At 36.1% G+C, this 12,439-nt stretch carries 7 protein-coding genes; all 7 read left to right on the top strand.

Annotation, left to right across the window (positions count from 1 at the left end; translation table 11 throughout):
• The first annotated feature begins 80 nt into the window (after positions 1-80).
• The 7 genes from B0A65_RS11290 (at position 81) to B0A65_RS11260 (ending at position 11,709) form a co-directional block, all read left to right on the top strand.
• Positions 81-2,177 carry an alpha-glucuronidase family glycosyl hydrolase gene (locus B0A65_RS11290; RefSeq protein WP_242670271.1) on the top strand — a complete coding sequence of 699 codons (2,097 nt, stop codon included), beginning with the start codon at positions 81-83 and terminating at the stop codon, positions 2,175-2,177.
• An 18-nt stretch (positions 2,178-2,195) separates the two neighbouring features.
• Positions 2,196-2,933: an SDR family NAD(P)-dependent oxidoreductase gene (locus B0A65_RS11285; protein ID WP_074658939.1), complete on the top strand. Its 738-nt coding sequence runs from the start codon at positions 2,196-2,198 to the stop codon at positions 2,931-2,933.
• Positions 2,934-3,285: 352 nt separating this feature from the next.
• Complete coding sequence (gene uxuA / locus B0A65_RS11280; protein ID WP_089069628.1) at positions 3,286-4,449, top strand: mannonate dehydratase; 1,164 nt, start codon at positions 3,286-3,288, stop codon at positions 4,447-4,449.
• Positions 4,450-4,902: 453 nt separating this feature from the next.
• The gene (locus B0A65_RS11275) at positions 4,903-7,773 is read left to right on the top strand and encodes a glycosyl hydrolase 115 family protein (protein ID WP_074658935.1); all 2,871 of its coding nucleotides are present in this window, start codon (positions 4,903-4,905) and stop codon (positions 7,771-7,773) included.
• Between the two features lie 113 nt (positions 7,774-7,886).
• Positions 7,887-9,023, top strand: a complete 1,137-nt coding sequence (locus B0A65_RS11270) for an endo-1,4-beta-xylanase (RefSeq protein WP_074659234.1) — start codon at positions 7,887-7,889, stop codon at positions 9,021-9,023.
• Between the two features lie 190 nt (positions 9,024-9,213).
• A complete protein-coding gene (locus tag B0A65_RS11265) occupies positions 9,214-10,647 on the top strand; it encodes an MFS transporter (protein ID WP_074658933.1) in 1,434 nt (477 codons plus the stop codon).
• A 33-nt stretch (positions 10,648-10,680) separates the two neighbouring features.
• Positions 10,681-11,709 (top strand): glycoside hydrolase family 43 protein, encoded by a 1,029-nt coding sequence (locus B0A65_RS11260; protein ID WP_074658931.1) that lies wholly within the window; start codon positions 10,681-10,683, stop codon positions 11,707-11,709.
• The last annotated feature ends 730 nt before the right edge of the window (positions 11,710-12,439 follow it).

Raw genomic sequence — 12,439 nt, 5'->3', positions numbered from 1 at the left:
CAAAAGAACATCCAATGCGCTATCCAAAGAAACCTTTATTTATACTTCCAGTTCTGCTGTTTTTGTTTTCCCTTAAAACAATGGCACAAAAGGATTATAAATTATGGCTTCAGTACGATAAGAAAACGGAGGTGGAATTACTTTCAAAATATCTATCTGATGTTCAGGGAATCGTTTCTCTGGAAAATTCAGCAACTTCAAAAATTGCTTCAAATGAATTAGAAGTGGGGTTGAGTGAAATGTTCGGGAAAACAATCAGTCTTAAATCAAAAGTTGAAGGAGATAAAAATATTATTATTGGATCTAAAGAAGTACTGAGTTCAGACATTCAAAAGGAAATCGGAAATTTTGATCAGATTAATGATGAAGGGTTTATCATCAAATCGATTTCAATAAAAAATAAAAATCAGATTGTCATTACCGGTAAAAAAGAGGTGGGAGTTTTATATGGTGTCTATCATTTTTTAAGATTAGTTCAAATGAATAAATCTATTAAAAATTTAAACATTGTTGATTCACCAAAAACGAACATCCGAATTTTAAATCACTGGGATAATTTGGACAGAACTGTAGAACGCGGTTACGCCGGATTCTCTTTATGGAACTGGCAAAAATTACCTGATTTTATTGATCAGCGTTATATTGATTATGCCAGAGCAAATGCATCAATCGGTATCAACGGAACAGTGTTGACGAATGTCAATGCGAATGCCTTAATCCTGACACCGCAATATTTAGAAAAAGTAGAAGCTTTAGCAAATGTGTTCAGGCCCTACGGAATAAAAGTGTATTTAACAGCCCGTTTTTCGGCGCCAATCGAAATTGGAGGTTTGAAAACAGCCGATCCAAAAGATGCTGCCGTTGCCAATTGGTGGAAAAATAAAGCCAAAGAAATTTATAAAAGAATTCCGGATTTTGGAGGTTTTCTGGTAAAAGCAAATTCAGAAGGACAACCAGGCCCACAAAATTATGGAAGAGATCACGTCGACGGAGCCAATATGCTGGCCGATGCCGTTGCGCCATTTGGTGGCGTAATTATGTGGCGCGCATTTGTGTATTCAGAACATGACGCCAATGATCGTGCAAAACAGGCTTACGCCGAATTTGTACCGTACGATGGAAAATTCAAAGACAATGTAATTGTTCAGGTAAAAAATGGGGCGATCGATTTTCAGCCTCGCGAACCTTTTCACCCTATGTTTGGCGCCATGCCAAAAACACCTTTGATGATAGAGTTTCAAATCACGCAGGAATATTTAGGTTTTAGCACGCATTTGGTTTTTTTACCCAAATTATTTCAGGAAGTGTTAGAATCAGATACCTATCAAAAAGGAAAAGGTTCTACAGTTGCAAAAGTGATTGATGGTAGTATAACAAAAACAAAACTCACCGGAATTGCCGGAGTTTCCAACATAGGAAATGATTTAAACTGGACCGGGCATCCTTTTGCGCAGGCGAATTGGTACGGCTTTGGAAGACTGGCATGGAATCCGGAATTGGATTCTGAAGTTATTGCAGATGAATGGTTGCGATGTACATTTTCAAATAATGAAAATTTCATAAAACCGGTAAAAGCTATGATGATGGAGTCAAGAGAAGCCGTTGTCAATTATATGACGCCACTTGGTTTGCATCATATTATGGATACGGGTCACCATTACGGTCCGGGTCCGTGGGTTTCAAATTTATCCCGACCAGAATGGAACCCGGTGTATTACCATAAAGCAGATAAAAACGGTCTTGGTTTTGACCGCTCTAAAACCGGAACAAATGCCACGGCGCAATATGCTCCGGAAGTAGCCAAAATTTTTGATACTTTAGAAACCTGTCCCGAGAAAGATTTATTATGGTTTCATCATGTTTCCTGGGATTATAAATTGAAAAACGGACAAACATTATGGAACGGTTTGGCTTTGAAATATCAGGAAGGCGTAAATCAGGTGGCAGCTATGCAGAAGGTTTGGAATACGACCGAAAAATATGTCGATGAAGACCGTTTTAAAGAAGTACAAATGTTATTAGAAATACAATATAAAGAAGCAAAATGGTGGCGAGATGCGTGTTTGCTTTATTTTCAGCAATATTCCGGTAAGGAATTGCCAGTTGGAGTAGAGAAACCAACACAATCTTTAGACTATTTTCAATCCTTAAAATTCCCTTTTGCACCGGGAAATTAAATATTCAAATTAAAAAATATGAGCACAAAAACAGCAATTGTAACCGGAGGAAATTCGGGTTTGGGTTTTGCAACAGCAAAGAAATTATGTGATAACGGAATCAAAACCTATATAATTGGAAGATCAAAAGAGAAAACAGAAGACGCCTGTAAAGAGATTGGAGTGAATGCAATTCCGGTTATTTATGATCTAAATAATCTTGCTGGAATTCCTGAAATGATTGAAAATATAAGCAAAGAAAATCCGATAGATATTTTGGTTAATAATGCCGGAATCAATCTTAAAAAAGAGTTTTTGGATGTTACTGATGAAGACTTTTTATCTATAATTCACACCAACCTTTTAAGTGTTTTTGCGGTTAGTAAAGCCGTTGTAAAAAACATGAAAGAAAAGGGGACAGGAAGCATTATCAATATTAGTTCGATGGCATCGCAATATGGTATTCCAAAAGTAATTGCGTACTCGGCTAGTAAAGGCGCAATCGAGTCGATGACCAGAGCAATGGCGGTAGAATTAGCACCTTTTGGAGTTCGCGTAAATTGTATTGCCCCGGGATTTATCAAAACCAAAATGTCTTCGACAGCACTTGATAATGATCCGGAAAGAAAAAATAAAGTACTGGGAAGAACGCCAATGGGTTTCCTGGGAGAACCTTCAGACATTGCAGATGCTGTTTATTATTTCGCTTTAAGCGAATCAAAATATACAACCGGAACTGTTTTGCCTGTTGATGGCGGAAACAGTATTGGGTTTTAAGAAAAATATATTTTAAACACAGTTGTGTTGGAAAAGATTTAAACAGATAGAAACATGGATTTAGTTTGGCGGTAAAGGCGTTTCACAGGTTTTGAAAACACATAAGCTGTGAGTTAAAATCTAGATTTTTTAAGAATATCGTTTTAAATAATTGAAAGCAATATCTCTGTGTTTAAAATTTTATACGGATAACATATAAAGACATTGAGTTCTTTAAAACACTCACCCACCCACATAGCCTGCTATGTGTTTTTAAATAAATGAAATGCCTTTTTTCAACACATTGTTAAGCTATGTTTCTATGTGTTTGAAAATTAAAGTGTTAAAAAATAAGTTTAGTATTATGATAAAAATGCAACAAACCATGCGTTGGTTTGGCCCTCAGGATAATGTTACTTTAAGAGATATTAAGCAGGCAGGAGCAACCGGAATTGTAACGGCTTTGCACCAAATTCCCGTTGGGGAAATCTGGACTATTCAAGACATTAAAGAAAGACAGCAAATCATCAGAGAAGCCGGATTAGAATGGTCTGTTGTTGAAAGTTTACCGGTTCATGAGGAAATAAAACGGGCTACCGGAGCTTATTTGCAATACATCGAAAATTATAAAATCAGTTTAAAAAATTTGGCGGATTGCGGTATTAAAATCATCACCTATAATTTTATGCCGATTCTCGACTGGGTACGTACCAACCATAATTTTATCAATGAAGACGGAAGTAAGGCGCTATTATACAATCAACTTGCTTTTACTTATTTTGATGTGTTTTTGCTAAAAAGACCCAATGCTGAAAATGATTATTCGGAGGATGAGAAAGCAAAGGCTTTGGAATTCGGAAACCAACTTTCTGAAGACGAGAAAGCTTTACTTTTTAAAAACGTTTTATTAGGATTACCGGGCAGTAAAATCAATTTTACCGCTGAACAAATTTTATCGCTTTTAGATAATTATGCTGAAATTGATAATAACAAATTAAGAGAAAACCTGATTTATTTTTTATCTGAAGTAGCTCCGGTTGCTGAAGAATTAGGTTCTAAATTGGCGATTCATCCTGATGATCCTCCGTTTTCGGTTTTAGGTTTGCCCAGAATTGTTTCAACAGAAAAAGATATCAAAGCCATTTTTGAAGCCGTGCCTTTAAATGCAAACGGACTTTGTTATTGTACAGGTTCATTAGGAGCAGATCCAAAAAATAATCTGGCGCAAATTATTGACGATTGCGGAGATCGAATTCACTTTTTACACCTTCGAAATACCATCCGCGAAAGCGAAAACATTTTTAGGGAATCTGCCCATTTAGAAGGAGATACCAAAATGGAAGTCCTTATAGAAAAACTGCTTTTATTGATGAATAAAAGAAAAGTGAGTTTGCCCATGCGTCCTGATCACGGTTTTTTGCATGATGTTGATGAAAAAACAGAAACGTATCCGGGTTATTCTTTGGTTGGAAGATTGAAAGGTCTTGCAGAATTAAGAGGCTTGGAAATGGGAATTGCTTATAAATTGAATTTATAATAGAATTATCCTAACAGGTTTTAAAAACCTGTTAGGTATATTTCAAAGTTTATACGTGCATTTTTGTCATCCCGAGAAAAGAGGGATGCCAAGATTTTGGTAAAGAAATGATTGTGCGGCTGATTTTATGTTGTCCCTACGGGACAATCTGTAAATGGTAAATTGTTTTTCTACCAGGATTTAATCTCTACGAGATATTTTTAAATAGGAATTTTGCGAATATACTCCGATAGGAGTTAAATATTGGTAGAAGAAAAAAAAGGCAGATGAAAAAATGTCCCGTAGGGACTACATATAGTATGCACATTTTTGTCATCCCGAGGAACGAGAGATCCCCACAAGTAGCTCGACAAAGATTGGCGATTTACTTTGCGGAATCTAGTGTGGTCCTTCGTTCCTCAGGATGACTAGATTGTGGTTAAAACTATTAGAGTTACTATTAATAAAATTATTATGCGTTTACTAAAATCTCCATTACTGCCAATAATCCTACTGCTTTTCCTCCTCGGAATCAGCACAAAATCCTATGCCATAAATGGAGATAAATATGTAGTAAACAAAGCTTCCGCAGAAAATTTCCCATTAGCATCAAAAGGAAAAACAGCTTCTATTTTAGTAAGTGCAACTGATTTTCCGGGCGTTTTAAAAGTCGCAGGACATGTGGAAAATGATCTTTTTAAAGTCACAAATATTCATCCAAAACAAATTAAAACCCTTTCAGAAGCGACGGATTATGTGGTGATTATTGGCACAATCGGAAAAAGTGAAATCATTGATCAATTGGTTCGTGAAGGAAAAATTGATGCGACTCAGCTTCAGGGAAAATGGGAAAAATTCACTACTCAAATTGTCGATAATCCTTCAAAAGGAATCAAGAAAGCATTAATCATTGTAGGCTCTGATAAAAGAGGAACGATTTACGGAATGTATGATTTGTCGAATCAAATTGGCGTTTCGCCCTGGTATTTTTGGGCAGATGTTCCGGTGAAAAAACAATCAGAATTGCATGTTTTAAGTGGAATTCATTCTAACGGAGAACCAAAAGTAAAATACCGAGGCATCTTTATCAACGACGAAGCTCCGGCATTATCAGGCTGGGCGTTTGATACGTATGGCGGATTTAACGCGAAATTCTACGATAAGGTTTTTGAATTGATTCTGAGAATGAAAGGCAATTATTTGTGGCCGTCGATGTGGGGAAGAATGTTTTATGTAGATGATCCTCAAAACGCTGTTTTAGCGGATGAATACGGAGTTGTAATGGGAACTTCGCACCACGAACCACTAACCAGAGCGCATGCAGAATGGGCTAATTTAGGCAAAGGAAAATGGGATTTTAGTACCAATTCTGAAAACCTGATTTCGTTTTGGAAGGAAGGCATGAAAAGAATGGGAAACACGGAAACCATTGTAACGGTTGGAATGCGTGGCGACGGTGACGAACCAATGACACAGGGAACAGCAATTGATCTTCTTGAAAATATTGTAAAAGCGCAGAGAGAGATTATAAAAGAAGTGACTAAAAAGCCAATTGAAGAAACGCCTCAGATGTGGGCTCTTTACAAAGAAGTTCAGGATTATTACGACAAAGGAATGCGTGTTCCGGACGATATTACACTTTTATTGTGCGATGACAATTGGGGCAATATCAGGAAATTACCGGAACTAAATGCAAAACCAAGAAAAGGTGGTTACGGCATTTATTACCATTTTGATTATGTGGGCGGACCGCGAAACTACAAATGGATCAATACCAATCAAATCGAACGCACCTGGGAACAAATGGATTTGGCGTACCAATATGGCGTTGATAAAATTTGGATTGTGAATGTGGGAGATATCAAACCAATGGAGTTTCCAACGGAGTTTTTTCTTGATTTGGCCTGGAATCCGGAAAAATGGAACGCAGGGAATTTAGATCAATATTATATGCAATGGGCAAAGGAAAATTTTGAAGATCAAAATGCAAATGAAATTGCTCAAATTATAAAATTATACACCAAATACAATTCCAGACGAAAGCCTGAATTATTAAACGAGAAAACGTATAGTATTACCAATTATAGCGAAGCAGAAACGGTTTTAAACGATTATAAAAAACTAGTCGAAAAAGCGAATGCAATCAATACAAAACTAAAACCGGAATACAAAGATGCTTTTTATCAGTTGGTTTTATTTCCGGTGTTGGCAAGTGCAAATTTGAATGAATTGTACGTTGCAACAGCAAAAAATCAGTTGTACGCGAATCAGGGAAGAGCTTCTGCAAATTCGTATGCAAAACAGGTAAAAGAGTTATTTCAAAAGGATAGTTTACTAACGAATTATTATCACACTAAATTGGCAAACGGCAAGTGGAATCATATGATGGTGCAAACGCATATAGGTTATACTTCATGGCAAGAGCCAAAAAATAATGTGATCCCGGAAACGAAAAGTATTGAGTTATTAAACAAAGCAGAAGTCGGAATTGCAATTGAAGCTTCTGAAAATTGGTGGCCAAATAGTGCAGCAGAAATTGTTTTGCCAACTTATAATTCAGCCGAAAACAAAAGCTATTTTGTAGATGTATTCAACAGAGGAACGATGCCTTTTGATTTCAAAATAATTGCTAAAGATAATTGGATTAAGGTTTCAAAATCAAAAGGAAAAATTAATACTGAAGAAAGAATTCTAATCAGTATTGACTGGAAAAAAGCGCCAAAAGGTGATACAAAAAGTCAAATTACAATTTCAGCCAATAATCAAAATTTCACTGTAATTGTAAATACTAAAAACATTGATTTAAAGGAAGTAAAAGGTTTTGTGGAGAATAATGGTTTGGTATCGATTGAAGCTCAGCATTATTCGAGAGCAATTAATTCAGAGGTAAAATGGACTGTAATTCCGAACATCGGGAGAACCGAATCGGGAGTTACTTTAAAACCTTCCAATATTCAGTCAATTGAAATTTCTGAAAAATCACCAAGATTAGAATATGATATTCATTTGTTTCAAAAAGGAATTTTAAAAGTACAAGCTTATTTTTCGCCAACCATTAATTTTTCTACTCGCGAGGGTTTGAAATACGGAATTGCTATTGATGATGAAAAACCACAAATCATCAATTTTAATGAAAAAGATTCGGATAAAACGTGGAATAAGGCTGTTGCTGATAACATTAAAATTATAACCTCTTCGCATAAAATAGAAAGTGCAGGAAATCATGTTTTAAAGTTTTACGGAATTGACCCTGCTTTAGTGCTTCAGAAAATTGTAATTGAAACCGAGTCGGGAAAAATTTTGGAGTCTTATTTAGGACCACCGGAAAGTTTTCAAAAGAAATAATAACAGAAGAAGCTATGTTTTTTTAAACAAGTGAACCGCCTCTATAGACAAACAAAAGCTATGTCTCTATGTGTTGCAAAAAAAAAATAACTATCAACCAAAAAATAAAAAAAATGAAATTAATTAAACCCTGTTTACTGGCAATAACCACATTGTTGTTTGTAAATTGCACGGCGCAAAAAAAAGTCAGCTCGCTGAAAGACGCTTACAAAAAAGATTTCTATATCGGAACCGCTTTAAGCGCCAGTCAAATTGAAGAAAAAAATGCGAAGGAAGATGCGTTAATTCGAAAAGAATATAATGCGATTACGGCAGAAAATATCATGAAATCGATGTTTGTACATCCTCAAAAAGACAAATATGATTTTGCATTGTCTGATAAATTTGTGGCGTATGGCGAGAAGAATAAAATGTTTATTCACGGTCATACTTTAATCTGGCACAGTCAATTGGCACCGTGGATGGAGAAAATTAAAGACAGTACGGAAATGAAAGCTTTCATGAAAGATCATATTACAACGATCGTTTCGAAATACAAAGGAAGAATTGGTTCCTGGGATGTTGTGAATGAAGCTTTAAACGAAGATGGAACTCTAAGAAAATCTGTTTTTTTGAATACACTGGGAGAGCAATATCTTACTGATGCCTTTAAATTAGCCGCCGCTGCAGATCCAAAAGTGGATTTGTATTACAACGATTATAATAATGAAGCAGCTGCGAAAAGAGAAGGTACCATTAATTTAATCAAAAAAGTCAGAGCAGGAGGAGGGAAAGTTGACGGAGTTGGAATTCAGGCGCATTGGCGATTGGAAAGTCCATCTTTGCAAGAAATTGAAGAAAGTATTTTGGCTTATTCTGCACTAGGTTTAAAAGTTGCTTTTACAGAATTAGACATCACGGTTCTACCAAATCCATGGGATTTAAAAGGGGCCGATGTGAATCAGAATTTTGAAGGAAGCGCTAAGATGAATCCGTACCCGGAAAAACTTCCTGATGATGTTCAGGACAAGCTTGCACAACGTTATGCAGACATTTTTAAATTATTTTTGAAACACAAAGACAAAATAAGTCGTGTTACTTTTTGGGGCGTTTATGATGGACAATCCTGGTTAAATGACTGGCCTATAAAAGGTCGTACGAATTATCCTTTATTATTTGATGCACAATTGCAGCCTAAAAAAGCGTATGATAGCGTAATGCAGTTAAAGAATGAGAAAAAAGGCAGTATTGACAAAGGTTTTAAAGATTAGTGCAACAGGTTGTTTTTCAGAAAATAATGTAATAAAGTAAAGTAAATTTGCATGGTATGTTTTTTTTGCTAATTTTACACAACCGATTGCTTAAGTTACAGCCTTTTGAAAACGGTACACGAGCTAACTAAATAATCGAATTTAAATCAATTTTGATTATAAAATTAACCAAAATAACCACAAACAAATAATGAATTTTAATTCTCAAAAACTATCCATAAAAGAAAAAATTGGATACAGCTTAGGCGACCTGGCGGCAAACTTAGTCTTTCAGACACTGATTACTTACCTCGCTTATTTTTATACCGATATTTACGGATTATCGCCTCAGGATTCTTCTATAATTATGTTGGTTGTCGGTTTGATAGCAGCTTTTGTTTTTAATCCAATTATTGGTGTTCTGGCCGACAGGACCAGTACCAAATGGGGGAAATTCAGACCCTGGATTTTATGGACTGCAGTACCCTTGGGAGTTATTGCATTATTAGCCTTTACAACACCCAATTTTGCCTATCACGGTAAAGTGATTTATGCGGTAGTAACTTATACCTTTTTATTATTGTTTTACGCCAGTAACAATTTACCCTATTCTGCTTTGAGCGGTGTAATTACTGGTGATATGGGCGAACGCAATAGTTTGTCGTCTTATCGCTTTGTGGCTGTAATGTTTGCACAGTTTTTTGTTCAGGTTTTTATGCTTGGTATCATCAAAAGTGCCGGAAATGGCGATAAAGCAATTGGTATTGAAAAAGTAATGACAGCGTTGGCCATATTTGGTACCATTATGTTGTTAATTACATTTTTTACAACAAAAGAACGTATCGTTCCAAAACCGGAACAAAAATCAAGTATAAAAGAAGATTTAAGCGATTTGGTTAAAAATAAACCGTGGTTAATCATGTTGGCGTTGACGACTTTGGTATTTATTACTTTGGCGATGAAAGGCAGTGCTTATGTATATTATTTTGAAAATTATGTAGACAAACAACAACTGGCGATTTTTATTCAGCCAATATTAGATGGTTTAGCCGGAATTGGATTGAATCAGTTTGGGAATGATCCTATTGCGGCCGGATTTGGACTATTCAATGCTGGCGGAATTATTTTCATGATCGTCGGAATCACTTTGTCAAAAAGATTAGCAGATAAATATGGTAAGCGAAACATCTTTGGTTCCTTTTTATTTGTCTCCACCTTATTTATATTGGCTTTTTATTTCTTTTCTTCAAAATCAATCAGTGTGATTTTTGTTTCCCAAATTCTGCACGGATTTTTCTACGGAATCACAATTCCGATTTTGTGGGCCATGATTGCCGATGTTGCCGATTACTCAGAATGGCTAAACAACCGTCGGGCGACTGCGATTATATTCTCTGCCATGATGGTGGGATTAAAAGCCGGATTGAGTATTGGAGGCGCTTTAACAACTTCATTGTTAGGACACTTTGACTATGTTGCAAATGCAGCCGTACAAAGTGCAGTAGCTGTAAACGGAATTAAACTTTTGGTTAGCGTCTTTCCTGCAGTTCCTTTTCTGATTGGTGTTGCACTATTGTTCTTCTACAAAATCGATAAGAAAATGGAAATCCAAATTGAATCGGATTTAAAAGAAAGAAGAGCCTAGCTTATTTAAAAATTAAAAAAAAACCTGAAAAAAATGCCTGAAGATAGTATTGAAAATATTGACTTTTTAGAGTTAGATAAACGAGCGATCTCGAATCCATTGATAAATCATATGTATACCGCTGATCCATCGGCGCACGTTTTTAATGGAAAAATATACATTTATCCATCGCACGACATTGATGCCGGAATTCCTTTTAATGACAATGGAGATCATTTTGGAATGGAAGATTATCATGTCATTTCCATGGAAAACGTAAATGCCGAAGCTGTAGATAATGGTGTGGCTTTACATGTAAATGATGTTCCTTGGGCCGAGCGACAAATGTGGGCGCCGGACGCCGCGTGTAAAAACGGAAAATATTATTTGTACTTCCCGGCCAAACGTGCCAACGGAATTTTCCAGATTGGAGTAGCCATAAGCGATTCACCAACTGGTCCATTTGTACCTGAACCAGAAGCAATCAAAGGAAGTTATACTATTGATCCTGCTGTTTTTGAAGATAATGACGGAAAATATTATATGTATTTTGGTGGAATTTGGGGAGGCCAGCTTCAAAAGTATCGCGACAACAAATACGATGAAAATAATGTGGAACCTTTAGCAGATAAACCTGCATTGGGGCCAATTGTGGCGTTGCTTTCTGACGATATGAAGGAGTTTGCAGAAGAGCCGAAAGAAATCAAAATTTTAGATGAGAATGGTGAAGTTTTAAAGGCAAGGGATAATGATCGTCGTTTTTTTGAAGCATCATGGGTGCATAAATATAACGGGAAATATTACTTCTCGTATTCAACAGGAGATACTCATTTTATTTGTTATGCGATAGGAGATAATCCGTATGGACCTTTTACTTACAAAGGAAGAATCCTGAATCCGGTGATTGGGTGGACTTCACATCATTCTATTTGTGAAATTGAAAACGAATGGTATTTGTTTTACCACGATTCCAGTTTGTCAAAGGGAGTTACGCATTTACGATCTATCAAAGTAACAAAAATTGAATATAATGCTGACGGTTCGATTGTTACGATTGATCCGTATGATAAAAAAGAGAAATAACATTAAAAAAATTTCAGGAAAACCACAACCGGTTGCTCAAAATACAACCGCCCATTGGTTTATTGAGTAATTAATTCACAGTAGAACCAATTATAGAATTGATATGTTATCGTAAATTAACCATCATGATGTCATGATTGATCGTAATGTCGCTCCGCTGGAGCTTGTAGAATTGTGGTAATTTTTTTCTATAAATATGACGCTCCGCTGGAGCTTGGGATGTAGAATAATTTTGTCTGAACAAAAAAACAATTGTAATTAAGTCCCAGCGGGACGCCATAGTTATAGAATTGAAAAGTGTATTGCAAATGAACCCCAGTGGGGTGACATCATAGACCTTGATATCGCTCCGCTGGAGCTCTTATAAAGATGAGGGATTTTTTTCTATAAATATGACGCTCCGCTGGAGCTTGGGATGTAGAATAATTTTGTCTGAACAAAAAAAACAATTGTAATTAAGTCCCAGCGGGACGCCATATTTATAGAATTGATATGTTATATTAAATAAACCATCATGATGTCATGATTGATCGTAATGTCGCTCCGCTGGAGCTCTTATAAAGATGAGGGATTTTTTTCTATAAATATGACGCTCCGCTGGAGCTTGGGATGTAGAATAATTTTGTTTAAACAAAAAAGCAATTGTAATTAAGTCCCAGCGAGACGCCATATTTATAGAATTGAAAAGTGTATTGCAAATGAACCCAGCAGGGTGACATCATAGACCTTG

The organism is Flavobacterium frigidimaris, assembly GCF_002217275.1.
Taxonomy (GTDB): domain Bacteria; phylum Bacteroidota; class Bacteroidia; order Flavobacteriales; family Flavobacteriaceae; genus Flavobacterium; species Flavobacterium aquidurense.
This window is presented reverse-complemented; position numbering and strand designations above follow the sequence as displayed.

Coding starts and splice junctions, on each gene's coding strand:
- uxuA (WP_089069628.1), top strand. CDS start 3,286: ATGCAACAAACCATGCGTTGGTTTGGCCCTCAGGATAATGTTACTTTA.
- B0A65_RS11275 (WP_074658935.1), top strand. CDS start 4,903: ATGCGTTTACTAAAATCTCCATTACTGCCAATAATCCTACTGCTTTTC.
- B0A65_RS11265 (WP_074658933.1), top strand. CDS start 9,214: ATGAATTTTAATTCTCAAAAACTATCCATAAAAGAAAAAATTGGATAC.
- B0A65_RS11260 (WP_074658931.1), top strand. CDS start 10,681: ATGCCTGAAGATAGTATTGAAAATATTGACTTTTTAGAGTTAGATAAA.
- B0A65_RS11285 (WP_074658939.1), top strand. CDS start 2,196: ATGAGCACAAAAACAGCAATTGTAACCGGAGGAAATTCGGGTTTGGGT.
- B0A65_RS11270 (WP_074659234.1), top strand. CDS start 7,887: ATGAAATTAATTAAACCCTGTTTACTGGCAATAACCACATTGTTGTTT.
- B0A65_RS11290 (WP_242670271.1), top strand. CDS start 81: ATGGCACAAAAGGATTATAAATTATGGCTTCAGTACGATAAGAAAACG.